16 protein-coding genes are annotated in these 24,243 nt (G+C 60.1%); 8 read left to right on the forward strand and 8 right to left on the reverse strand.

Annotated elements, in window-relative coordinates:
* Nucleotides 1-14: 14 nt before the first annotated feature.
* From BLU01_RS25245 to BLU01_RS25255, 3 genes are all read right to left on the reverse strand, one after another.
* Nucleotides 15-4,745, reverse strand: coding sequence for a dermonecrotic toxin domain-containing protein (locus BLU01_RS25245; RefSeq protein ID WP_092280594.1), 4,731 nt, complete (start codon nt 4,743-4,745; stop codon nt 15-17).
* Nucleotides 4,746-4,855: 110 nt separating this feature from the next.
* Nucleotides 4,856-5,584: a FadR/GntR family transcriptional regulator gene (locus BLU01_RS25250; protein WP_157720189.1), complete on the reverse strand. Its 729-nt coding sequence runs from the start codon at nt 5,582-5,584 to the stop codon at nt 4,856-4,858.
* A gap of 259 nt (nt 5,585-5,843) precedes the next feature.
* On the reverse strand, nt 5,844-7,580 hold the full coding sequence (locus BLU01_RS25255) for an IlvD/Edd family dehydratase (RefSeq protein ID WP_092280598.1): 1,737 nt from the start codon (nt 7,578-7,580) through the stop codon (nt 5,844-5,846).
* A gap of 194 nt (nt 7,581-7,774) precedes the next feature.
* Between BLU01_RS25255 and BLU01_RS25260 the strand changes: the two genes are divergently transcribed.
* The 8 genes from BLU01_RS25260 to BLU01_RS25295 all read left to right on the forward strand — a co-directional run bounded on the left by BLU01_RS25260 (nt 7,775) and on the right by BLU01_RS25295 (nt 14,568).
* Nucleotides 7,775-9,097, forward strand: a complete 1,323-nt coding sequence (locus BLU01_RS25260) for an MFS transporter (protein WP_092280600.1) — start codon at nt 7,775-7,777, stop codon at nt 9,095-9,097.
* Nucleotides 9,098-9,247: 150 nt separating this feature from the next.
* Nucleotides 9,248-10,240, forward strand: a complete 993-nt coding sequence (araD1, locus tag BLU01_RS25265) for an AraD1 family protein (RefSeq protein WP_092280602.1) — start codon at nt 9,248-9,250, stop codon at nt 10,238-10,240.
* A 10-nt stretch (nt 10,241-10,250) separates the two neighbouring features.
* Nucleotides 10,251-11,831 carry an aldehyde dehydrogenase (NADP(+)) gene (locus tag BLU01_RS25270; RefSeq protein WP_092280604.1) on the forward strand — a complete coding sequence of 527 codons (1,581 nt, stop codon included), beginning with the start codon at nt 10,251-10,253 and terminating at the stop codon, nt 11,829-11,831.
* 201 nt (nt 11,832-12,032) lie between these two features.
* Nucleotides 12,033-12,329: a DUF5629 family protein gene (locus tag BLU01_RS25275; protein WP_092280606.1), complete on the forward strand. Its 297-nt coding sequence runs from the start codon at nt 12,033-12,035 to the stop codon at nt 12,327-12,329.
* A complete protein-coding gene (locus tag BLU01_RS25280) occupies nt 12,316-13,488 on the forward strand; it encodes a lactonase family protein (RefSeq protein ID WP_092280608.1) in 1,173 nt (390 codons plus the stop codon). Before BLU01_RS25275 ends, BLU01_RS25280 begins: the two co-directional genes overlap by 14 nt.
* A gap of 183 nt (nt 13,489-13,671) precedes the next feature.
* Nucleotides 13,672-13,851, forward strand: a complete 180-nt coding sequence (locus BLU01_RS25285; RefSeq protein ID WP_092280610.1) for a hypothetical protein — start codon at nt 13,672-13,674, stop codon at nt 13,849-13,851.
* Nucleotides 13,852-14,098: 247 nt separating this feature from the next.
* Nucleotides 14,099-14,314 (forward strand): hypothetical protein, encoded by a 216-nt coding sequence (locus BLU01_RS25290; protein ID WP_092280612.1) that lies wholly within the window; start codon nt 14,099-14,101, stop codon nt 14,312-14,314.
* Nucleotides 14,311-14,568, forward strand: a complete 258-nt coding sequence (locus BLU01_RS25295; RefSeq protein ID WP_092280614.1) for a hypothetical protein — start codon at nt 14,311-14,313, stop codon at nt 14,566-14,568. Before BLU01_RS25290 ends, BLU01_RS25295 begins: the two co-directional genes overlap by 4 nt.
* 96 nt (nt 14,569-14,664) lie before the next feature.
* On the opposite strand, the gene BLU01_RS25300 is transcribed toward BLU01_RS25295, so the two are convergent.
* The 5 genes from BLU01_RS25300 to BLU01_RS25320 all read right to left on the reverse strand — a co-directional run bounded on the left by BLU01_RS25300 (nt 14,665) and on the right by BLU01_RS25320 (nt 24,234).
* The gene (locus tag BLU01_RS25300) at nt 14,665-15,261 is read right to left on the reverse strand and encodes a glutathione S-transferase (protein ID WP_092280616.1); all 597 of its coding nucleotides are present in this window, start codon (nt 15,259-15,261) and stop codon (nt 14,665-14,667) included.
* Nucleotides 15,258-18,899, reverse strand: a complete 3,642-nt coding sequence (locus BLU01_RS25305; RefSeq protein WP_092280618.1) for an AAA family ATPase — start codon at nt 18,897-18,899, stop codon at nt 15,258-15,260. The genes BLU01_RS25300 and BLU01_RS25305 overlap by 4 nt, the downstream gene beginning before the upstream one ends.
* Complete coding sequence (locus tag BLU01_RS25310) at nt 18,896-20,140, reverse strand: exonuclease SbcCD subunit D C-terminal domain-containing protein (protein ID WP_092281743.1); 1,245 nt, start codon at nt 20,138-20,140, stop codon at nt 18,896-18,898. The genes BLU01_RS25305 and BLU01_RS25310 overlap by 4 nt, the downstream gene beginning before the upstream one ends.
* Before the next feature lie 235 nt (nt 20,141-20,375).
* Nucleotides 20,376-21,494 carry a DNA-binding protein gene (locus tag BLU01_RS25315; protein ID WP_092280620.1) on the reverse strand — a complete coding sequence of 373 codons (1,119 nt, stop codon included), beginning with the start codon at nt 21,492-21,494 and terminating at the stop codon, nt 20,376-20,378.
* Complete coding sequence (locus BLU01_RS25320) at nt 21,478-24,234, reverse strand: hypothetical protein (protein ID WP_231987111.1); 2,757 nt, start codon at nt 24,232-24,234, stop codon at nt 21,478-21,480. The genes BLU01_RS25315 and BLU01_RS25320 overlap by 17 nt, the downstream gene beginning before the upstream one ends.
* Nucleotides 24,235-24,243: the final 9 nt, after the last annotated feature.

Genomic DNA, 24,243 nt, shown 5'->3' on the forward strand with positions numbered 1-24,243 from the left:
GGCGCCTCTCAGACTCAGTAAGGTTGCAACGGCAGGAAATACTGATTGGCCAGCGCCAGGTCGATGGCACCGTGGTAGATCTGGATTTTCTGACTCGGATTTGTTGCTTTGGCCAATGCCGATTCATACGTTTCGAAACGTTGGCCCTCGGTTTTCAGATGCGCGGTAGTGAAGTGGGTTTTGTCATCCGTCAAAACAGCATAGTGAAAGTGCGCATACCACAGTGCCTTGTCGTCGCGGTTGAACAGCCCATATTCCTGCATGAAATCCTTGCGCCCGGTTTTCAACTGAACTCGTTTTCCGATAGGTCTGACGTGCAGCTCGTTGCCTTGCAATAAATAGCGCACGCCGACGCTGGTTGGCGGCTGCGCCAGCGTCAGGCGAGTGCGCATTCGGGTGGCCTGGGTGCGCAGGCTGAGCGCTTTGCCGTGCAGCTCGGCGATCAGCGCCGCATCCTTTTCGTTGGCCGGTGGCGCGTCTGGATGTTTATCCAGGCTATGGGCATAGCGGTCGAGTTTCTGCGCCTCGCGTTCAAATTGCTCCTCAATGTCCTTGGGCGAACTGCCGTCCTGAGAATAGCCCTCGATCTTGCGCACCTGTTCATCGACCTTGGCCAAGGCCTTTCGCGCGTCGCCCTTGAGTTGCGGATAGCTGCTTGCTGAGCGCGGTGGCTGCGTGCGCGCCTGGACGATTTCGATCCAGACATCCGGTTCGTGTTCATGGAAAGAGGCCAGTACCGTGTCATCCATGGGCGCATTGATGTCGACGATATCGCCGCCCTGATCGGTAACACGTGGCCGCAGTTCGCCGATAAACGTGCCTTTGGATGTTTTGATCACACGCTTTTTGCCGACCGATGCGCTGGGCCTTGGTTTTGTTTTGCTGGTTTCCTTAGAGGTGCCAGGCGTTTGTGCTGAGCTGTCCTCGGACGAAGGCGGCTGTTCCAAGGCAAGCTGCTGAATTTCTTCGACCAGACGGTTCTCGGCATCAACGCGCATTTGATCAATGATCACCCGCATGCGGTTGAACGACGGCATCTGCAGCTCATCGGCATTAAACACCCAGATTCCGCCCAAAGCGCTTTGGGCGTTTTTATAACGCTCGACCAGGTTGTCCAGAACGGCTATGCGTTCGCTGCGTTCATAGCCCTGATTGTTCTGCAATTCGACATGCGATCGCGCCAGCAACAGCAACGGTTGAATCACCGCTTCCAGCGCAGTGGAAAGTTCTGTTCCTAACGTTTTCACGCTGAGGTTACGCAGCACGATCAAATGGAAGGCCTTGACGTTCAGCGCGGTCATTTCGCCTTCTGATCTGCCGTGGTTCAGCTCCTTGCGGATCCTTGGCCCCAAGAGTGGAATCTGTAACAGCTCCTCCATGCGCGCATCTGCCGCTTCGTAGCACGCAATCATGGTTTCGTTGATTTCGCCGGTTTGTTGCATGAACTTGAAATACCGCTGCATCACCCCATCGCCATCTGCTTTCAAGGCTTGGTAGATGTGCTGTTCACCCCCGATAAATTCACTGTAGTTGCGCGCGGAAGCGGCTCGTTCGAGGTCAGCCATCACCACTCTTTTACGAAGATTCCTGATGATGTTGCTCAGCTGAATGGCGATATTCGACTGATCTACGGGCACATCCGTCAACGTGCTTGCCTCACGCATTTCGGCAATCAGGGCGACGTAGTTCTGCGTTTGCTTGTCCATCTCGACGACAAATCGTTCCCGGGCCGTAGCGCGCTCCTGCTCCGTGCTGGCAGGGTTCGCTTCTTTGGCGTGGAAGATGTTTTCGGCGATATCGATGCGCTTTTGCACGCGTTCCTGTTGCTCGACAAACGCTTGATAGTTCAGCTCGAGTTCGGCGATGCGTTGGCGGCGTTTTTCCCGCTCGGCGGCGATCCTTCCTTTGCGTCCGCCACCGACCAGTTGCAGGCCCCGGTCCAGCGTCCAGTCGCCTTTGCCATTGGATTTGAGCTTGATCCCGGGGTGATCGGCGTGTTCCGGATGGACCAGAAATACCTCGCCGAAACCCGGCACGATACGCACGCGAAACAACAGGCCGGCGAGGGTGGCGTACCATTTGTTGTCGATTCGGTACAGGCCGGCAAAGGGGCCGATGGCGATTGGTTGCGGCAACACAGTCGGCCAAGGCACGCGCACCTCTTTGAGTTGTCCGAACAGGCGCGCCGACGCTGAATCGCGTGCGGTCGACAGGTTGAAATCCAGCAAAGTACGCCCGCTGCCGGGTGGTTCGGAAGCCAGGCCCGGCGCCAATTCGGTGATGGCAGCGCCGGCAATCACCGGTGATTGCGCCGAGCGCCGAAGCGGCGCGAGGGCGACCGCAGATTCGCGTGAATCGCTGGAGAGCAATGCGCTTTCGCCACGGTTTTGCGCGACGTGCAGCAGCACCAAGCCAAGGTTGATCAGCACATCAACCCAGGCCTGTTCACGCGCATTCAGATCATCGCCGTCAAGCGCCGGAAGGTCTTCGATCAGGCTGTGGGTGAGTTGCAGCATCCAGCCCACCAGCATGGCCGGCCCGCGTAACAACGGCAGGATCAGGTTGTTGAACAGCAGCCATGCGCCTTCGAGAATGCTCGCCCAGCGACTCTCGGCGTTGGACACCGATTGGCGATCGGCCAGCTCGATCAACGCTTGGGCGTTGCTGCTGAACAGCCGATTCAGCAACTGACCGTTTGCCAGCGCAGCAAGCCATTCTGCGGCTTGGTCATCGGCAAGCATTGCCGGTTGCGGTTTGTCCGGGCGGCTGAATTCATCGCCAAGGTGCATGTGCACAATGTGCGGCTCGTTGAAGCCGTTATGCTCGTAGATCGGCCGCGCGCGGTCGGTCAGCCAGGTGAGCACGCTGGTTTGCACGGGACCGCTTTGGGCGATGGCGCTCAGCAGTTGCTGGCGGCTGGAATATTGCTGCAGCGCCGGCGAGTACATCGGCCGGTAGAGAATGCGCGGGCCGTCGGCATTCAGATCGTGCGGCTCGATGATGAACATGTTGCTCACCGCATCAGGCGCAGCGCCTGCTTTGCGTTGGAAGGCCAGCGGTCGCAGGACGACTTGCTGGCCATCGGCCGACCGTTCCGCTTGCGTGCCGTGCATCAGCGCTTCGACGTAGCGATAACCCTGACGGGTGAAGCCCTGCTCGGATTTGATCGATTGTTCCAGCGCCAGCATCGGCAGATGCACCGAGAGCTCCAGTCCGAACAGCCGCGCACGTTCCTGCGCCTGCGGGGTATCGCCCAACAATTGGCTACGAATCAGTTCGGGGTAGTGTTTGCCGACATCGACGCGAGTAACCAGATCCAGCACATAGGCTTGCGTGGTCCAGTCCTGAATCAGCTGCCCGCCGGTATGCCGAATCGTCATCCGGCCGTTGGGGCGCCCGGCAAGATTGCGGATCGCCAGTTGTGTCAGGGTCATTTTCACCGGTTGCAGATAACCGCTGCCCAAATCACCGACCGGCACATGAAACGTCAGCTCCAGTTGGTCGGCGTCATAACCCGGCGCCAGCGGCTGATCCTCGAGCATCTGTTGCTGCAGCGCTTTTTTGGCGAACGTGTGGAGGTCGTCGATGCCGGTCTGAAAGCTGCGCCCGCCGGTCTTTTGCTTGATCCCGGCGAGGCTTAGCACATGCTTGCGGTAAGCCATGCGATCTACGGCGTTGGCGGTTTGCAGCCACTGCGGAATGGCGGACTGAATGTGTTGAAAGCGCAGTGAGGTGTGCGCGTCGGGGGTTTGATCATCGATGAACAACGCTGCGACGTCGGTGATTGCCGCGAAGCGTTTTTCCAGTTGTGCAAGGCGCTGGCCGGCCGGAAGCTTCAGCGCGGCGAGGTCCTCCAGTTGCTGGTTCAGCAGCAGGGCGGCCTGGGTGTCGAAGATATTGCCGTCGGGCTCATAGCGTTTCCACGCGACACTGTCGGCCATGAAAGTCTGCTCAAACCGCTCGCCCCACGCTTGACCGAACGCTGCCACCGAAGGGAATGATTCGATGCTGCCGGTCACTGCGCACAGCAATACGCTTTCACCGCAAATAACCAGTATGTCGGGGCTTTGCAGGTTGATTGAAACCTCGCCCACGTGCAGGGTTGTTTCGATGACACAAGCCTGAAGGGTGCCCACCGGTGGAGGTGCTTCGAGGCGTTGCTGTTTGTCGGGATGACGGCACAGTTCACTCACAATGTCGGCGTGCTGGGCGTTAAGCGCGGCGTGGCGGATCGCTGATGTTTTCAGCGTGCCGTTCAGTAAATCCCCCACCCATTGCCAGCGACTGACGCCGGCATCCACCGGTTCGTTCCAGTAATCACTCAGTGCTTGTTGAAAACCGACGAAAACAATCGCCGGCAACTCGCGGATGAGCCCGGCGATCAGTTGCATGTCGGGCTCGCGGTGGCTGGTGCTGTCTTGCTTAAGGTGTCTGGTTCCGTCGTTGGTCAGGTAGCAGGCACGGCCGAATTGCTCGTTGAGCGCCGGCGGTGTGCCGCTGGCCAGATATGAGAGCACCACATCAAGCAGTAACGTCAGGCGCCAGCCACCTTCAGGGTCCGGTTGGGCGAGGCGGGTGAGGTGCGGATCGAAATCCAGCAGCGGGTATTTTTCCAGCAAATCGTCCTTGAGCAGGCTGGCGGTGACTGAACGCAAGGTCGGGCGGCTGTTGAACCGTTCGCTGATGGTTTGCGCGATCAGGTTTGCGTAATGGCCCGTCGCAGCGGGCAATGTTGTGGTTGGCATGATGCAATCCTTTGCATGGCTGATGCCTGAACCCTAACGCCTGAATAAATCAGCCGTGCGGTATATAGATACCGCACATTGTCGAATTTCCCCGAAACCCTGCATTGGGTCTAGTGGTGGTTCGGTGGATCGCCGCCCAGCACCACGTCCAGCGCACTGCGGGCGTCGTCGAGTTGCACCAGTGTCGCGTGTCGTGCGCCGAGGGCATCGCGGTTTTCGATGGCGGTCAGGATCGCCTTGTGCCGTGGCAGCGCCAGCTCATGCAGGTTCGGCCGCTGGTTGGAATGCTTCAACGCCTCGGCGATGGCGACACCGAGCATGTTGCACAGGTTGGCCAGCAAGTCGTTGTGGGTCGCATCGGCGATGCGGCTGTGGAAGTCCAGGTCCGGTTGCAGCAAGGCTTCCGGGGTCGGCGCGGCCTCCATGCGTTGGTAGGCTTCGCCGATCGAGGCGATGTCGGCGTCGGTGGCGTATTGCGCGGCGAGCGCGGCGGCGGCCGGTTCGATGATGCTGCGCACGCTGGTCAACAAGCCGAAAAATTCATTCTGCGGACTGCTTTGCATCAACCAATGCAACACGTCCGGGTCGAGCATGTGCCATTCCTTGCGCGCCTTGACCACCGTGCCGACGCGCGGACGGGAATACACCAGACCTTTGGCGACCAACACCCGCGTGGCTTCGCGCAATACCGGCCGGCTGACCGCGTACTCTTCGCACAACAAGGCTTCGGCGGGCAGTTTGTCGTCGGGCTTGAAGCGTCCGGAGACGATCTGCATGCCCAATTCCTGGACGATGCGCGAGTGCATGCTTTTGCGATCAGAGGGTTTGCGGTAATCCATGGGGAACGGCGCGATCCTGGGCGATGGGGGGGTGGGGCGCATGATAGCAGGCGCGGGCGAGGACGGTCGCCAGAGCAGGACTTGTGCAGGAGCAAAGCTTTTGTGGCGAGGGGGCTTGCCCCCGTCGGGGAGCGAAGCCCGCTGAATCAGCCGCGGCAACTGCCAATGAGTCCGCGGCGACTGATTCACGACTGCTGCGCAATCGAACGGGGGCAAGCCCCCTCGCCACACAGGTTCGGTCCCACAGAGGGCGGTGGGATCAGTGCGAGTGGCGCGGCACTTCGGAGCCGCGGCAACCGACCAGGAAGTCGAAGTCGCAGCCCTGATCCGCTTGCAGCACGTGGTCGACGTACAACTGACGATAGCCACCGACGATCATCTGCTGCGGCGGTTGCAGATCGGCCATCCGCGCCGCCAGTTCGGCGTCCGGAATGTCCAGGTGCAAACGCCCGGTGGCGCAATCGAGCTCAATGAAATCGCCTTCCTGCACCACCGCCAAAGGCCCGCCGGCCGCGGCTTCCGGGGCAACGTGCAAAACCACCGTGCCATACGCCGTGCCGCTCATGCGCGCATCGGAAATCCGCACCATGTCGGTCACACCCTGCGCGAGCAACTTGGCCGGCAGCCCCATGTTGCCGACTTCAGCCATGCCCGGATAACCCTTCGGCCCGCAGTTTTTCATGACCAGAATCGAGTTGGCATCAACGTCCAGTTCCGGGTCGTTGATCCGCGCCTTGTACATGTCGAAGTTCTCGAACACCACCGCACGTCCGCGATGCTGCATCAGTTCGGCGGTGGCGGCGGACGGTTTCAGCACAGCGCCGAGTGGCGCCAGATTGCCGCGCAACACGCAGATGCCGCCGTCAGCGCGGATCGGATTGTCGAGGGTGCGAATCACTTCGTCCTGACCGTAAATCGGCGCGTCCTTGGTGTTCTCGCCGAGGGTCTTGCCGTTGACGGTCAACGCGTCTGGATTCGGAATCAGGTTGGCCTCGCCGAGACGACGCAGCACCGCCGGCAAACCGCCCGCATAGTAGAACTCTTCCATCAGGAAACGCCCGGACGGTTGCAGGTCGACGATGGTCGGCATGCCGCGACCGATGCGCGTCCAGTCGTCCAGGTCCAGCTCGACGCCAATGCGCCCGGCGATGGCTTTCAAGTGAATCACCGCGTTGGTCGAACCGCCAATCGCTGCGTTGACCCGAATCGCATTTTCAAAAGCTTCTTTAGTGAGGATTTTCGACAGCCGCAAGTCTTCGCGAACCATCTCCACCGCGCGCATGCCGGACATGTGCGCCAACACATAACGGCGCGCATCCACTGCCGGAATCGCCGCGTTGTGCGGCAGGGAAGTGCCGAGTGCTTCGGCCATGCAGGCCATGGTCGACGCGGTGCCCATGGTGTTGCAGGTGCCGGCCGAACGCGACATGCCGCCCTCGGCCGCGAGGAAATCGTCGAGGGTGATCGTGCCTGCTTTTACTTGCTCACTGAGCTGCCAGACCACCGTGCCCGAGCCGATGTCCTGGCCCTTGTGCTTGCCGTTGAGCATCGGCCCGCCAGTGACAACGATCGCCGGGACGTCGCAACTGGCGGCGCCCATCAGCAATGCCGGAGTGGTTTTGTCGCAACCGGTCAGCAGCACCACGCCGTCGATCGGGTTGCCGCGAATGGCTTCTTCGACGTCCATGCTCGTCAGGTTGCGGGTGAACATGGCGGTGGGGCGCAGGTTCGATTCACCGTTGGAGAACACTGGAAACTCGACCGGCCAGCCACCGGCCTCGATCACCCCGCGTTTGACGTGCTCGGCGATCTGCCGAAAGTGCGCGTTGCACGGGGTCAATTCCGACCAAGTGTTGCATATGCCGATGATCGGCTTGCCGTGGAACTGATGGTCGGCGATGCCCTGATTCTTCATCCAGCTGCGGTACATGAAGCCGTTCTTGTCGGCGGTGCCAAACCATTGGGCGGAGCGCAGGGTGGGTTTCTTATCAGCCATGATCGATTCTCTTATTGTATGACTATATTGTTCGAGCTGACGCTTAACATAAGCGCAAATCTGCGGATTTGGAAGTGTTGTTAGCTTAAATAGTATTACTATATAGTCTCGCTCAACGGAGGGATGGCCCTGGCGGTTTTCCGCGAGAGGCGTCCCCCGAGGTTCTATAACAACAACAATCGGAGACCGATCTCATGAGCCAGGAATTGCGGCTTATTCGTCGCATCACGCTGAAACTGATTCCCTTCCTGATCTTGCTGTACCTGATCGCCTATGTGGATCGCTCCGCCGTCGGCTTCGCCAAGCTGCACATGGGCGCCGACATCGGCATCGGCGATGCGGCTTATGGCCTCGGCGCCGGGCTGTTTTTCATTGGCTACTTCCTGTTGGAAATTCCCAGCAACCTGATGCTCGAACGCTTCGGCGCGCGGCGCTGGTTCGCGCGAATCATGGTCACCTGGGGCGCTATCACCATCGGCATGGCGTTCGTCCAGGGGCCGCACAGTTTCTACGTCATGCGCTTTTTGCTCGGCGCTGCTGAGGCCGGGTTCTTCCCGGGCGTTCTCTACTACATCACCCAATGGTTCCCAGTGCGTCATCGCGGCAAAATCCTCGGTTTGTTCATCCTTTCGCAGCCGATCGCGATGATGATCACCGGGCCGGTGTCCGGCGGTTTGCTCGGCATGGACGGCACCCTTGGGCTGCACGGCTGGCAATGGCTGTTTATCGTCATCGGCACGCCAGCGATCCTGCTGACCTGGCCAGTACTGCGCTGGTTGCCGGACGGTCCGCAACAGGTGAAATGGATGGACCAGGCCGAGAAGGACTGGCTGACCGGCGAGCTGAAAAAAGACCTCGCCGAATACGGCCAGACCCGTCACGGCAACCCGTTGCATGCGCTGAAAGACAAGCGCGTTCTGCTGCTGGCGCTGTTTTATCTGCCGGTCACTTTGAGCATTTATGGTTTGGGCCTGTGGCTGCCGACCTTGATCAAACAGTTCGGCGGCAGCGACCTGACCACGGGTTTCGTGTCTTCGGTGCCGTACATTTTCGGGATCATCGGTTTGCTGATCATTCCGCGCAGTTCCGACCGTTTGAATGATCGCTACGGCCACTTGGCGGTGCTTTATGTGCTGGGTGCGATTGGTTTGTTCCTGAGTGCCTGGCTGACCTTGCCGGTCGCACAATTGGCGGCGCTGTGTCTGGTGGCGTTTGCGCTGTTTTCCTGCACCGCAGTGTTCTGGACCTTGCCGGGCCGGTTCTTCGCCGGGGCCAGTGCGGCGGCGGGGATTGCCTTGATCAACTCGGTCGGCAACCTCGGCGGCTACATCGGGCCATTCGTGATTGGTGCGCTGAAGGAATACACCGGCAATTTGGCCTCGGGTTTGTATTTCCTGTCTGCGGTGATGGTGTTCGGGTTGGTACTGACGGGCGTGGTTTACCGTTTGCTCGAGCGCAAGCACGTGCTGCCCGCCGATCAGTTTGCCGCCAGCGCCCGGGGTGCGACGCGTACTTGAGCCATCACCCATATCCACTGTGGGAGCGAGCTTGCTCGCGATGGCGGCTGAATATTCAGCATTGATGTCGACTGGCAGCCCGCAATCGCGAGCAAGCTCGCTCCCACAGGGTTCAGCGCCATATACGAGATTTGTTTACGGGAGAATTTCATGCGTTTAGTTCAATTCGAGTTAAGTAACGGCGAGCGCCGGGTTGGCGTGGTTGAAGGCGCTTTGATCCGCGAAGTGCAAGATGCGCGCACCGTGCGTGACCTGGCGCTGGCCGCGATCGAGGCCGGAGTCAATCTTCAGCAACAAGTGCAAACCCACGGTTTGGGCAGCAGCCACGACTATCCAGAGCTGCTGGCCAACTTGCGCATTCTGCCGCCGCTGGATCACCCGGACCCGGCGCACATGCTGGTCAGCGGCACCGGTCTGACCCATTTGGGCAGCGCCTCGGCGCGCGACAAAATGCACCAGCAAGTCGGCGATGAAGCCGCAATGACCGACACCATGCGTATCTTCAAGTGGGGCGTCGAGGGCGGTAAACCGGCGGCGGGCGAGGCGGGCGTGCAACCGGAATGGTTCTACAAGGGCGACGGCAGCATCGTCGTGCGCCCGGGCCAATCGTTCCCGCTGCCACCGTTTGCCGAAGACGCCGGTGAAGAGCCCGAGCTCAGCGGTCTGTACGTCATCGGCCACGACGGCAAGCCGTATCGACTCGGTTATGCGGTGGGCAACGAGTTTTCCGATCACGTCATGGAACGCAAGAATTACCTCTATCTGGCCCACTCCAAATTGCGCAGTTGCAGTTATGGTCCGGAACTTCGCGTCGGTGAGCTACCCCAACACTTGGCAGGCACCAGTCGCATCCTGCGCGACGGTGAAGTGCTGTGGCAGAACGAGTTCCTCAGCGGCGAGGCCAATATGTGCCACAGCTTGGCGAACCTCGAGTATCACCACTTCAAGTACAGCCAGTTCCTGCGCCCGGGAGATGTGCACATTCACTTCTTCGGCACCGCGACCCTGTCTTTCGCCGATGGCATCCGCACCCAACCGGGTGATGTGTTTGAAATCAGCCAGGCCGAATTCGGCGCGCCTTTGATCAACGGCATTGCGCCGGTGGCAGCGGCATTCGAACCCGGCACCGTCGGCACCCTTTAAGGAGATTTTCATGACCCAGATCCTTGGCCACAACTACATCGGCGGCCAGCGTAGTGCGGCCGGCGGCCTCAAACTGCAAAGCGTCGATGCCACCACGGGCGAGAACCTGCCGGGTGATTTCTACCAGGCCACCCCGGAAGAAGTCGACGCCGCCGCCAAGGCTGCCGCCAGCGCTTATCCGGCTTATCGCAGCCTCAGCGCCGAGCGCCGCGCGCAATTTCTTGACGCGATTGCCGACGAACTGGACGCCTTGGGCGATGACTTCGTCGCCGTGGTGTGCCGCGAAACCGCATTGCCCGCCGGGCGCATTCAAGGCGAACGCGGTCGTACCAGCGGGCAGATGCGTTTGTTCGCCAAAGTCCTGCGGCGCGGCGACTTCTATGGCGCGCGGATCGATCAGGCGTTGCCCGACCGCCAACCGCTGCCACGCCCGGACCTGCGCCAATACCGCATCGGCCTCGGTCCGGTAGCCGTGTTCGGCGCGAGTAACTTCCCGTTGGCGTTCTCCACCGCCGGCGGCGACACCGCTTCGGCACTTGCCGCCGGTTGCCCTGTGGTGTTCAAGGCCCACAGCGGCCACATGGCCACCGCCGAATGGGTCGCCGACGCGATCATTCGTGCTGCAGAAAAAACCGAGATGCCGGCCGGCGTGTTCAACATGATCTTCGGCGGCGGGGTCGGCGAAGCGCTGGTCAAGCATCCGGCGATTCAAGCGGTGGGTTTCACCGGTTCGCTGAAGGGCGGTCGCGCGTTGTGCGACATGGCCGCCGCCCGTGCGCAGCCGATTCCGGTGTTCGCCGAGATGTCGAGCATCAACCCGGTCATCGTGTTGCCGCAAGCGCTGCAAGCACGCGCAGAAACCGTTGCGCGTGACCTGACCGCCTCGGTGGTGCAGGGCTGCGGGCAATTCTGTACCAATCCAGGGCTGGTGATCGGGATTCGTTCGCCGCAGTTCAGCGCGTTCGTCCAGCAAGTCGCTGCGTTAATTGCTGAGCAACCGGCGCAAACCATGCTCAATGCCGGCACGTTGGGCAGCTATGGCAAAGGCTTGGAAAAACTCCTCGCGCATTCGGCCATCGAACATCTGGCGGGCAGCGCGCAGCAAGGCAATCAAGCGCAGCCGCAGCTGTTCAAGGCTGACGTCAGTTTGTTGATCAATGGCGACGAAGTGTTGCAGGAAGAAGTCTTTGGCCCGACCACGGTGTTTGTCGAAGTCGCGGACCAGGCGCAACTCAGCGCTGCGTTGAACGGTCTGCACGGGCAACTGACTGCGACGATCATTGGCGAACCGGCCGACTTCGAGCAGTTCGGCGAACTGACCGCGTTGCTGGAACAGAAAGTCGGGCGGATCTTGCTTAACGGTTATCCGACCGGCGTTGAAGTCTGCGATTCGATGGTGCATGGCGGGCCGTATCCGGCCACTTCCGATGCGCGCGGCACCTCGGTCGGCACCTTGGCCATCGATCGTTTCCTGCGCCCGGTGTGCTTCCAGAACTACCCCGACAGCTTGCTGCCGGAACCGCTGAAAAACGCCAACCCGCTGCGCATTCAACGGCTGGTGGACGGCAAACCGTCGCGCGACGCGTTGTAACCGCCGAGCAGCACCCCCTGTGGGAGCGAGCTTGCTCGCGATAGCGGCCTGTCAGTCACTGCAATGTTGACTGTGCTGCCGTCATCGCGAGCAAGCTCGCTCCCACTTTTGTTCATGGCTCGATGGAAGTGGGTTGTCTGGCTCGGGCCTGCTCCCACATTGAGCTATCATTGCGGCTTTCCATCCAAATGACTGATTGCCATGACTGCCGTTACCGACACTTTGCTCAACGCCCTCGAAAACTGCGACATGCTGGAAATCGACGGCTTGCACGCCTTTGATTCCTCCCTCGATGACGAGAACAACCTGCACATCGAGTGCATGGACGGTCGAGCATTGAAACGTTGGGAATTCACCAAGGTCCAAATCGACGCCGCGACATTCGATCCAACCCTGCAGAGCTGGTTGATCACCGGTGATTCCGGCGAGCACCGGCTGGTGTGCATGGCCGCTATCGGCGGTCATGACGATGAGGAAGAAGAGCATGAAGATGCGTAATTTCTGGCCACTGTTGATGGCCGGCAGCGTCGGCGCCATGGGCGTGCCACTGGCCAGCGCCGACGATTATCAATTGCTGGTCGGCTCCTACACGGCCGGGCAGAGTCAGGGGATTTATCGCCTGAACTTCGACAGCGCCACTGGCCAGATCGGCGCCAAGCCGCTGCAAGTGATCAAGACTGAAAACCCGTCGTGGCTGACCGTTTCCAAAGACCTGCAACGGGTGTTCGTGGTCAACGAAAATGGCCCCGGACAGGCGGACCCGGTCGGCAAGGTCAGCAGCTATGCGCTCGACCCCAAGACCTTCGAACTGAAGCTGATCAATCAAGTGCAAAGCCTTGGCAACGAGCCAACGCACTCGAGCCACAGCGGCGACGGCAGCCACCTGTTTGTCAGCAACTATTCAGTGGTCGAAGACCCGGGCGGCACCCTCGCGGTGGTCCCGGTAGACGCCGACGGCCAGCTCAAACCCGTGATGCAACTGAGCAGTCATCCGTCGAGCCGGGTCAATCCCGAGCGCCAGATGTCGGCGCACGTGCATTCGACGATTTCTTCGCCGGATGGCAAATACGTGTTCTCCAACGACTTGGGCGCAGACAAGATTTTTGTCTATCACTTCGATCCCAAGGCCAATCCGCAGCTGCCACTGACCCCGGCCAATCCGCCCTCGGTGTCATTGCCAGCAGGCAGCGGTCCGCGGCATTTGCTGTTCAGCGCCGATGGCAAACACGCCTGGCTGACCATGGAAATGAGCGCTCAGGTGGCCGTGTTCGATTATCAGGACGGCACGCTCAAGCAAACTCAACTGGTTGACTTGGCGGCGGGGCAGCCGACTGCCGACAAGGCCGGCGCGGCACTGCACGCTTCCAAGGACGGCAAGTTCCTCTACGTCAGCAACCGTGGCACCGCGAATCAGTTGCTGGTGTTCGCCATCGACCCGGCGACCGCGCAGCTCAAGGAAGTGCAACGCCGTTCCGTGGAAGGCGACCACCCGCGTGAGTTCAGCCTCGACCCGAGTGGCAAATTCCTGCTGATCGCCAATCAGAAAAGTAATCAGATTGTTGTGGTCGAGCGCGATGCCAAAACCGGTCTGTTGGGCAAAACCGTGCAGAAACTGCCGATGGATGCGCCGAGCGATTTGAAGTTTTTGGTTCGCTAACAGGCTCGTCAACCGGTGCGTCAATACGCCGCAGGCCCCGGTTGGCGGGGCCTGCGCTCTAGTATTAATCAGACTGATAACGGCTACTGTTACAAAACATTTCAAGGTGCGGAGCCTCCGGCGTTAAGTTTGCTTCACGGCCTAACCAGGCAAGCAAGCCAACTGACTCCGAGGAATACCGCCATGAACTTCAATCTCTTCTCCATCATCGCCGCATCCGCTATCTCTGCCACCGTTGCCCTGCCAGCCAGTGCCAACACTGAGATCAGCAGCAAAAAATCCCACACCCAGAGCTACACGCAAAAATACCTGCAACAAAGCGCTAACTTCTACGCCGCTTTGGACCACAAAACTCAAGCCTGAAATCTACTGAACGTTGCCTATAGGCGCTGCCGAAGGCTGTGATCTTTTGACTTTTATCAGCAAAAGATCGCAGCCTTCGGCAGCGCCTACGCGTGTGCGTTTTCCTGCTTCATAGGCTTGGTTCAGCGGCGATATAGACGCTTTTAATGATCAACCAGGTTGATGGTCACTATGGAAAACCCTGAGTGGTGAGCACAGTTTTTTTGATCGATTCTGTCGGCACTGAAACATGCCCACGGAGAACACCATGGCCCACGCAATCATCACTTCCGCCAAACACGGCGCCTACCTGGCCATCGGTCTCTACGTGGCCATGGTCCTCGTCATCAGCCTCTCGCCGCAAACGCAGCACGACCGTCAGGCACCGATTGAAGTCGCCTATCCGGGCGTCCAGTTCGAACACCGCGCCCAACAAAATGTGGTGGTCGATCGCGCAGACATCGCGGGAGTCGTCGGCGCATGAAAGGGCACAAACTCTGGGTCATTGCCTTTCTGGCGTTCATGACCAATGGCGCTTCGTTACTGGGGATCGGGCAGGGCTCGGCAGGTTCGGTGGCGCGGGCCATCGAATGCAATCACAACATTGCGCACAATATTCAGACCGCCAAGGCCTTGGGCCTGCTGGTGGGGAATCCGCCGATCAAGCGCAGCGCCGAGTTTCTCGGGCCGTTCCAGGTCGATTGCTCGACGCTGGGGATGTGCTCGGTGTTGGCTTGAGCACCCGCATTCACGACGCTGTAGGAGCATGGCTTGCCCGCGATGGCGTCCTTGAGAATGTCATCGCGAGCAAGCCTCGCTCCTGCGGGTACGCGGTCATTTTTTCATAATGGCGGTGAACAGTTCCGAGTCGAGGAACTGTTGCAGCCAGGCCTGCAATCGCGCATACGGCGTCTGCGCAAACCATTCCCGATCGACATGCGCAAACTGCCGCACGAAGGGCAGCAGCGCCACATCCGCCAGGCTCGGATGCGCGGCCAGCAAGTAATCCCGACCTCTCAGCAACTCATCAAGCGTGCGCAAAAACACCTCGCCTTCGGCCCGATACGTTTCCATCGGCTGCTCGGGATACCGCTCGGCGTATTTATAGCGATTCAAATGCACCTTGAACACTTGATCATTTTCCTCGATCAGCGCCGCGATCCGTTGCTGCCCGACCGCATCACCTGCGAGTAACCAGTCCTCAGGATCGTTCTGCGCCAACGCCCAGTGCATGATCGCCAGGCTTTCATCAATCACCCGACCATCCACCGCCAGCACCGGCACCGTGCCTTTGCTCGACAACGCCAGCATCTCGGCCGGTTTGGCTTTCAGGCTGACTTCGACAATTTGCACCTCAACCGCGCAATAACGCAGCGCCATGCGGGCGCGCATCGCGTAGGGGCAGCGGCGGAAAGAATACAGCGTGGTCATTTGACCTCCAGCGTGCTCAAGCCATTGCCTTGGCGGCGGACCTGAATCTGCACCGGAATCCGTTCATGCATTTCCTGCACGTGGGAAATCACCGCGACCTTGCGCCCCTGCGCCTGCAAACCGTCGAGCGCGTCCATTGCCAGTTGCAGCGATTCCGGATCGAGGCTGCCGAAACCTTCGTCGATAAACAGCGATTCGATTTTCAACGTGCTCGACGCCATCGACGCCAGACCGAGCGCCAGGGCCAACGACACGAGGAACGTTTCGCCGCCCGACAACGAATGCACCGAGCGCAATTCGTCGCCCATTTCCGTGTCCATCACCAGCAAGCCGAGCATGCTGCCGCCGCGTTTCAGACGATAGCGTCGCACCAGTTGGCGCAATTGCACGTTGGCGTGATGCACCAGCAAGTCGAGGTTGTAAGCCTGAGCGATCTTGCGGAAGATGTCGCCAGTCGCCGAGCCGATCAGCGCACTCAAACGCGCCCAGCGCTGGTACTCGGTATTGGCATCGGCGATCTGCTGCGCCAGGGCCTGATTGGCATTTTGCCGGCGCTGATCTTCAGCCTGCTCGGCACGCAATTCGGCGCATCGGTGCTCAATGACGCTGAACTGGTTTTGCAGTTCCGCCAACGCGCTCGCCAATTGTTCGGCGTCGAGGTTGCCGTTGTGCTGCGCCTGATGCTGGAGCAGACGCTTGTCGCGTTCCTCCAGCAACACCTTGGCTTGTTCGATGGCTTTTTCGCTGCTTTGCAACAACTGCCGCAACTCACTGACCTGCTGATCGTCAACGCTCAGCAATTCTTCGAGACCACCGTCATCTAGCTGCGGATGCTGCGCGCGCCAGTCGGCAATTTTGCTGCTGAGCTCGCGATCCTCAGTTTCCAGCGCTTGCGAACGCTGTTGCTGCGCCTTGAGTTCGGCGGCCAATTGCACCAGCGCCGTGCGCACGCTTTGCAGCTCCTGATTGGCCGCGGATTCCGCTGCGCGAGCCTGTTCGACCGCCTGATCGAGTTGCTGCTGCCACTGCTCAGCGCTGGCATGTTCGCCGAGCAATTGTGCGAGTTTGTGCTCGCCAGTCTGTTGCTGTTCGGCCAGTACGTTGAACTGCTGCTGCACGGTTTGCAGGTGTTGCGCGCGGGTCTGCTGGCGATCCTGTTCTTTTTCCAGCGTCTGTTGGCGCTGCTGCTGTTCGCCGAGTTCGTCGCGCTGCTGCTCAAGTTGCTGCAAGCGCTGGGCGATTTGCTGGTCCAGCTGCATGAACGTCGCGGCCGGCTCGTTGCGCAGGGCTTCCAGCGTATCGGCCGGTAGCAGCGTGCTGAACGCCGTCAGTTCTTCGTCGAGGCGCTGGCGGTTGTTGCCCAACGCCTGTTGCTGATTGCTCAGGTGTTGCGCGGCTTGCTGGCTGGCGGTCTCGGCGTTGCGCAGTTGCTGCGCAAGGCGCGCGGCGTCTTGTTGCAACGTGAGCAGGGCGCTTTGGCGCTGTTCGTCCTGGCTGATGCTCTGGTTCAGTTGACTGTTTTGTTGCGCGAGCCAGGCGTTGCGTTTGGCCGCGTCCTGATTGAGCAACTGCGCGGACAGCGGGTGCGCTTCGAGGCTCGGCGTCAGGCTCTGTTGCTGGCTGGCGAGCTGTTCCTGCTGTTGCAGCAACTCTTTCTGCTGGGCGATCAAACCGCCGACTTCGGCGCGCAGCTCGGTGAGTTTTTCCTTCAGCACATCGACCGCTTGCTGCGCGTTGGTCAGCTCACTTTCGTCATGCCGGCCGAGGCTTTGCAGCAGCGCTTCGGGCTGGTGATATGGATGCTCGGGGCTGCCACAAACCGGGCACGGCTGATCGTCCTGCAACTGCGCGCGCAGTTCCTCGACACTTTCGCTGCGGGCCAGGCGCTGGCGTTCGAGCAACTGGCGGGTGACGTTCAGGGTCTGTTCGGCGACGGTCAGTTCGGACTTGGTTTTCACCCCGTCCTGGGTCAGGCGTTCGCGTTCCTGCTGGGCGGCGAGTTGGCGCTGTTGCAGCTCGGCACCGCGCTTGTCCAGTTCTTGCTGACTGGCCCACAAGCGCGTCAGTTCTTCGAAGCCGCGCAGTTGCTTGCGGTTGTCCTGCAGCAAGGTGCTCAGCAGCTGGATTTGCTCGGCGACGGCTTCCGGCTCGGCGCCGGCTTCTTTGTAAAGCACTTCCAGATTCTGCTTTTGCGCCGCCAGCGCTTCGGCAGCTTGCGTCGCGCGTTGCTCCAGATTGGCCAGTTCTTCCTGACCTTTGTTCAGGCGATTGCCGATCAACATCAGTTGTTGCAGGCGATCGCGGTAAGCATTCCAGGCATCGCTGAGCGGCGCCAGATGCACGCTTTGCGCAAGCTCCGCGCCAATGCGCTGCAAACGTTCGGCGACCTGCTGTTGCTGGTCAAGCAAAGCTTGAATGGTGGTTTGGCCCTGCGTGCAGGCCTGCTCGGCTTGCTGCTTGAGGTCGGCGCTCGCACTCGTCTCGCGCACCAGGCGGGCGAGGGTGCTTTGCTCTTCAAAAGCCTGACGCAGCAGCGGCGCATTTGTCGCGTGCTGGTTTTGCGCCTCGGTCAACGCGATGTGCGCGGTGCTCAGGCTCTGCTCGAGTTGAGTCTGGCGCTCGGTCAATTGCTGTCGCTGCTGCGTGTGCTGCTGGATCTGCGCGGCCAGCGGCGTGAGCTGCGCGACCAGTTCAGTCTTGCGCGCAAATTGATGGCGTTGCGGTGCCAGTTGCTCCAGCCGGGTCAGCTTCAAACGTTCGCCGGCCAGGCCTTCCCAATGCTGCTGGGCCGTGTGCAATTGCTCGGCGGCGCTTTGCTGTTCTTCCTGCAATTGGCGCAGCTGTTTGAGCCAGGTGTGTTGCTCTTCGAGTTGCTTGAGTTGTGCTTGCTGGAGCTTGAGTTGCTGCTGGGCTTCGTTGAAGCGCTCATCCAGTTCGGCGCGCGCCTCGGGCGCCAGCGGCGTGACACCGGTGGCCTGATCCTGGAGCAATTTGTGCGCTTCACGCGCCTCTTTGGTCTTGTCGAACGCGCGCCGGCCCAAACGCGTGTAAAGCGCGGTGTCGGTGAGTTTTTCCAGCAGTTCGCTACGGTCGTTGTCGTCAGCCTTGAGGAACGCGCTGAACTCACTCTGGGCCAGCAGCACGGCGCGGGTGAACTGTTCGAAGTTCAGGCCCAGCGCGGCTTCGAGCTGGGTCTTGTACTCGCCTTTTTGACTTGCCAGCAACTGATCCTGATCGATATCGCGCAGGCTCTGGCGACTGGCTTGCAACTTGCCGCCAGCCTTTTCCCGAGCGCGATTGGCTTCCCAGCGCGCGCGATAGCGACGGCCATCGATGCCGACGAAATCGACTTCCGCGTAACCTTCGCCGGTGCCACGGCGCAGCAAGGTACGCGGGTCGCCGGTGCCGATTTCGCCGTCGGCGTCCGGCACTTTGGCGTCGCGCCCGGTGTTGTTCAGGCGCGGCACGGCGCCGAACAGCGCCAGGCACAAGGCATCGAGCAAGGTGCTTTTGCCGGCGCCGGTCGGCCCGGTGATCGCGAACAATCCGGCGCTGGCCAGCGGTTCGGCGGTGAAGTCGATTTCAAACGGCCCGGCGAGCGAGGCGAGGTTTTTCAAGCGGATCGCGAGAATTTTCATGGCTGTTCGCGCTCCATTTGCACGTCTTGCAGCAGCTCGGCAAAGTCCTTGAGGGTTTGCTCGTCAACCTCGCTGCCGTAGTTGTCCTGCCACGCGCGGCTGAACAATTCCTGCGGCGAGAGCTGGTCCAGTTCGATCAGCGTGGCATTGTCATCAGCGCCGTCATTGCGTCCGGTGCCGGCGTATTCAGCGGCAATCCGCACCAGCCGCACGGCTTTGCCTTGCAGCGCGGTTTCCACTTGATAACGCAGATCGGGTTGCGGCTCGTCGAGGCGCACGCGCACTTCCAGCCACGGTTGGCGCTGCAGATCTTCGAGCAAATCAGTGTTCGGCAGCTCGGCCAGTTGCAGCAGAATCTCGGCCAGCGGTGCCGGGCCGATGCGCTGCAGATTGACCGCGCGCGGGATCAGTTTCGGTTCGACGCTGAGCAGGGTTTCGCCGTCGAGTTTGACGTCGAGAATCTGGTGCTGGTAATTGATCTCGGAGAACGACAGCGGAATCGGCGAGCCGCTGTAGCGGATGCGTTCTTCACCGTTGACCTTCTGCGGTTTGTGCAGATGCCCGAGCGCGACGTAGCTGATGGTCGAGCCAAACAGGCTGGCGGGCAGCGCTTCGGCATTGCCGATGATCAGGCTGCGCTCGGAGTCTTCCGAGACCGAACCGCCGGCCATGTGCGCGTGGCTGATGGCGATCAGCGCCTGCCCCGGCGTGCGTTTGGCGTTGGCTGCGGCGATCAGCCATTCGTGGACCTGCCCGATGCCGCGCAAATAGTTGTCGCCCAACTGCGCGCCGGTCACCTCGGCCGGCCGCAGGAACGGCAGCGCCAGGCACCAGGCGCGAATGTCGCCACTGGCGTCGGGCAGCGGCAGCAACAGCCGCTCGGCATCAAGTTGGCCGTCATCCAGCCACAACACCCGGCCCAGCGCGTGAGTGCGCAGGCGCCGCATCAACGGCGCGGGCAGTTCGATGCGCGAGCCGGAATCGTGGTTACCGGCAATCATCACGATGGTCAGCGACGGCTGCTGTTCGTGGGCGCCGACGATGAAATCGTAGAGGCGTTCCTGGGCTTTGACCGGCGGGTTGACCGTGTCAAAGATATCGCCAGCGATCAGCAACACGTCGGGCTGGTCCAGCTTCAGCTGGCGCAACAGCCATTCGAGAAAACAACCGTGCTCGAAATCGCGATCCTGGCCGTGCAGGTTCTGCCCAAGGTGCCAGTCGGAGGTGTGGAACAGACGCAAGGCAATCTCCGCAAACAATAAAGTGATGGCCGCGGGGGTAAACATGGGCGGCTAAAGGAGAGGGAGTTTACTGGCAAACACCGCGGATGTGGTCACGCATCACCTGTGGCGAGGGGGCTTGCCCCCGTTTGGCTGCGAAGCAGTCGTGCTTCAAATGATTCGGCGGGCTGGAATAAAAGAACGGGGCCGCTTCGCGACCCAACGGGGGCAAGCCCCCTCGCCACAAAGGAAGTGTTTATCCGCCGGGTTTGCGGCACGGATTCATCCGCCGCACTTCAGCAAAAATCTCGGTAATCGGCCGCCGAGGCTGGCGTTTGTGTAGTTGCCGCACTTGTTCGCTCATTCGCCTTAGTTCCTCGCTGGGTTTGGTCCATTGTTCTTTCGGCAGCGGTTCCGACCATTGCTGCATCACTTCCGGCATGGCGTGCGGCGCCATTTTCTGGATGCGGCGAACTTCCCACTCGGTGAGGTGGTTGGGGATCGTCCACAGGGTCATGACGTGGTACAGGTACCAGAAAAATCCCGAGAGCCGGTTGCGTTCGCCGTCGCGGATTTGTTGGTGCATGCGCGCGCGAGCGTTGTGGAAGGTGTGCAGGCCTTCGTGGGGTGGGTCGCCGGGGTTTTGCAGGTCTAGCGGGTCCTGGATGGTCTTGAGGTCGTTGATTTCATATTCCATGTACCCGCGAATCGCTTCCCAATGGCTGATGGCGATGGGTAGGCCGAAGCAGGGGAATTCGACGCTGGTCAGGGTTTCGCCATGCTGGAAACCGATGCCCATGCCGTATTGGCGCTGGATACCGTATTGGGTGGCGCCTTGGGACTCGATGACCCAGGCGGATAGGGATTCCCAAGGGACGAAGACGGGTTCGGTGGCGTCTTCGGGGTTGAAGCAGACTTCGCGGCGCTGGCGGTTGAAGCGGGTGGGGAAGATGGTGAGGCGTTTTTTGTGGTTGTGGTGCCATGTTAAGACGCAAATGAGCAACGAAAAAAAAGCAGCTAAAAGTCCGATTTCTGAAGCGGCAAAGAAAACATCAACGGTAAATTCCCATGAGTAGAGCCAGTCGTATCCCGATATAAGACCAAAACAAAAACAAAACAATGGGAACAGAACAATGAACATAAATGATGTTGTGAATGGCCCTCCCAATATGACTTGCCAGGAAAATATCTGTGGCCATCCGACCCCAAAATCCATGTACACGTCATTAAGTTCCCCTATGTGAGGACCGTGAGGCGGCATGGATGTTGGTAATGGCAACGGGGCTAGATAAGTGATTCTTCCCCCAAGGAATGGCTCCATATCTCCTGCTTTGGAGTGGGCAGGCTGCAGCGGGCTATCAGTCTTGGTGGGCATGATCGGCCATCTCCAGCGAATGGGTTTCAACCAGCAACATGGGGGGAGGCTCATTAACATTTTTAGTTGGCGACACAGGGTAATGGCCTTCTTCACGGGGATTTAGACGAATGACGCGATTGCGAGAAACCCACTCACCGTTGGGGTTCAAGGTCTGTAGACAGACCGTCAATTCCAGCATTTCGGAAGCGGGGGTAAATTCGGCATCGGGGTCCAGTGGACATTGCATGCAGAGCACCAGCCGGTCCGGTCCGGTTTCCACAATGCGCAGACTGTTCGCTATTTCGTTGCTGATGACATCTTTGCGTTCGCGGGGTGTGCCGCGACTGTGTAGAGGAATTGAAATGCGGTGAGCGCCGATTCCCAGACGTCGGGCGGGTTGACCAGTCAAGGGTGGCTGAAAGTCATCGAGCTTGACCCCTGGCAGCACTAAATGAATATCTTTGGGCTTGGCCATTAACAGCAGATTGTTCAGCCACGAGTCATGGTCGTTCGGACCGAGTTGCACATAAGGAGCATGAACAAGGAAGGCCAGATAATTTTTGTATTCATCTAAGGAGTGGTCGCCGCGCACATCGGCATCCAGGCCCCATGGGGTGGTTTTAAGCCATTTATCGTGGTTGCTGATGTTGTAACGGTTGTAAAGCCAAGTACCGCCCAGTTCCAATACCGTGAACAGCGCTCCGGCCAGGTTGAACCGGAAAAATACGGTAGATAGACGAGTACCTGCGGCTGCCCAAGCAGCTATTCGCGCTTCGGCACTCCGTGCAGTCACGACTTTGAAAGTGGCGTGTACGGTGTGACTAAGCCCATAGGCATTTACCGTCGCCATACCACCGGCGCCCAGGGTGGCAAGCGCCGCACTTCGCTGTGTCGCGCTATTCCCGCTCCGTATCGCCTGCTGCCAATTCTGAATCTGGTTATTCAAGCTGAACATCGAAGCAAGAAATCCCAAAAAGTAGGTAAAGCCACCCAATCCGATATGCATTTTCCCCATCTGCACATGAACACTGTGCAAAGCGTGACGTTGAAGTCCGGTGACCAGATCCGCACTCCGTGCTTTCAACGCCGTATCAGCCAGACTTTGCGCTGCTGCGAACCCTGCCGCTCCAGTTGCGAAAGTTGAACTAACCAACGGCGCCAACTTACGCTTATCCCGCGATTGGGCAAATGTCTCTTTCACGACCGAAACCAAATTCACCCCCTGAACCAAAAACACCAACAACCCCATCCCCTCGCTTCTAATCAACCCCGCATTCGGCACCGCGCTAACCCCCATCCGGATACTCTTCAGTAAACTCCTGACCTCGGTCTGCTGCTCTGGCGGAAACAGCAGCGTCACCCCCGCGCGAGCCGGCGTCGCCCCGTACAGCCGCACCGATTGATCCGGCAGTTCCGCGATCGGGCTGAGCGCGCCGGCCAACCGCGCCTCGAGTTGCGTCAATTGCCCGCGCACCCGGCCAATTTCGCCCTGCAACTCCACCGCCCGTGGCGACTTGTGGCCCTGGCGGTTTTTGTTGTGGGTGATTTGGTTGCGTTCACGGGTCAGGGTTTTCAGGTAGTCACGCTCCCTGAGTATTTCCTTGAGGTTGGTCTGCAGCGCTGCGTGTTCCGCCGCCGTAGCGACGGTAAAGGTCACGCCGGTGGTTTTTGCCGCGTCGAGCAGTCGCATGTACAGCGCCTTGGGCAGGCGCTGGAACAGTTCGTCGAGGTCAGGGATTTTCTCCGCCGCGAGGTTGAACCCCTCCAGTGCCCGGCTCAGGCCCATGTTCAGCGCGGGGCTGAGGCTGTGTTGCGCCGCGTCGGCGACGGCGCGGGTGTGCTCGGGCAAATCGTCGAGGGCCGGCAGGTGCGGTTGCTCGATTTTCTTCAGCTCGGCGAGCCAGCGCGGCAGGTTGTTGAACACGCCCATGCCGGCGTTGAACAACAGCGTGTATTGCACCGCTTGCTCCGGTTGCAGGCGCCACGGCAACGTGTAGAACAGCGGCCGGGTCAGCTCCGGATGTTTTTCCAGGTAGCCGAGGATTTTTTCGCTCGCCTCATCGCTGCGACAAATGTCTTTGAGGCAGGCGTATTCGGCGCTGAACACCTGGCCCAGCTGCGCTGGTTCGTGCGCGTCGTAATACCACGCCGAGCGGTGGTAGCGTCCGGCGCACACCAGCATCGTGCGGTCGGCGGTGATGCGTTCGAGCAGATTATTCCAGCGGCCAATGTCGAAGCGGTACTGGAACAATTCATCTTCCATGGCGGCGCGGTCGATGAAGTCGTTGACCCCGCGTTTACCGCTGAACAACGAACCCTCAAGCAGATTGCGGATGCGCAGATCGTTGTCCTTGCCGAGGTTGACCAGCGTCTGCAAGTGGCGCTCGACGAAGTCGCTTGGTGACGCCGCGAAATACTCGCCCGTGTAGTAACGAAGGTCCGCCTCAGCATTCGCGCGACCGTACGCCGTGGCGTCGGGGGCGAGGCCGTCGAAACGGTTCATTGCGTAGGCCTGATCCACGGCATCGCGACGCATCTGCTCCAGTTCAGGAGTGGCAGTAACGCTGGGCGGGACGACTTTGCCGCCACGGTTCAGGTAGTCGAGCAAGGTCTTGCGGGTCTGTTCGCGCTGCGCTTCCGGCAACTGCTGCAGATCGGCGAACAAGGCTTTTGCGCGAGGGTCATTGCTGACCTCGGACAGCTTGTCGACGTCGGCCGGGCTGAGTTGGCTCAAGGACTCGATGTAGCAGGCCAGCAAATAGTTGCG

This window comes from Pseudomonas prosekii (genome assembly GCF_900105155.1).
Lineage (GTDB): Bacteria > Pseudomonadota > Gammaproteobacteria > Pseudomonadales > Pseudomonadaceae > Aquipseudomonas > Aquipseudomonas prosekii.

What these genes read in the sequence shown, in the direction of transcription:
- BLU01_RS25245 (WP_092280594.1), bottom strand. Translation starts at nt 4,745, where the DNA reads ATGCCAACCACAACATTGCCCGCTGCGACGGGCCATTACGCAAACCTG.
- BLU01_RS25250 (WP_157720189.1), bottom strand. Translation starts at nt 5,584, where the DNA reads ATGGATTACCGCAAACCCTCTGATCGCAAAAGCATGCACTCGCGCATC.
- BLU01_RS25255 (WP_092280598.1), bottom strand. Translation starts at nt 7,580, where the DNA reads ATGGCTGATAAGAAACCCACCCTGCGCTCCGCCCAATGGTTTGGCACC.
- BLU01_RS25260 (WP_092280600.1), top strand. Translation starts at nt 7,775, where the DNA reads ATGAGCCAGGAATTGCGGCTTATTCGTCGCATCACGCTGAAACTGATT.
- araD1 (WP_092280602.1), top strand. Translation starts at nt 9,248, where the DNA reads ATGCGTTTAGTTCAATTCGAGTTAAGTAACGGCGAGCGCCGGGTTGGC.
- BLU01_RS25270 (WP_092280604.1), top strand. Translation starts at nt 10,251, where the DNA reads ATGACCCAGATCCTTGGCCACAACTACATCGGCGGCCAGCGTAGTGCG.
- BLU01_RS25275 (WP_092280606.1), top strand. Translation starts at nt 12,033, where the DNA reads ATGACTGCCGTTACCGACACTTTGCTCAACGCCCTCGAAAACTGCGAC.
- BLU01_RS25280 (WP_092280608.1), top strand. Translation starts at nt 12,316, where the DNA reads ATGAAGATGCGTAATTTCTGGCCACTGTTGATGGCCGGCAGCGTCGGC.
- BLU01_RS25285 (WP_092280610.1), top strand. Translation starts at nt 13,672, where the DNA reads ATGAACTTCAATCTCTTCTCCATCATCGCCGCATCCGCTATCTCTGCC.
- BLU01_RS25290 (WP_092280612.1), top strand. Translation starts at nt 14,099, where the DNA reads ATGGCCCACGCAATCATCACTTCCGCCAAACACGGCGCCTACCTGGCC.
- BLU01_RS25295 (WP_092280614.1), top strand. Translation starts at nt 14,311, where the DNA reads ATGAAAGGGCACAAACTCTGGGTCATTGCCTTTCTGGCGTTCATGACC.
- BLU01_RS25300 (WP_092280616.1), bottom strand. Translation starts at nt 15,261, where the DNA reads ATGACCACGCTGTATTCTTTCCGCCGCTGCCCCTACGCGATGCGCGCC.
- BLU01_RS25305 (WP_092280618.1), bottom strand. Translation starts at nt 18,899, where the DNA reads ATGAAAATTCTCGCGATCCGCTTGAAAAACCTCGCCTCGCTCGCCGGG.
- BLU01_RS25315 (WP_092280620.1), bottom strand. Translation starts at nt 21,494, where the DNA reads ATGCCCACCAAGACTGATAGCCCGCTGCAGCCTGCCCACTCCAAAGCA.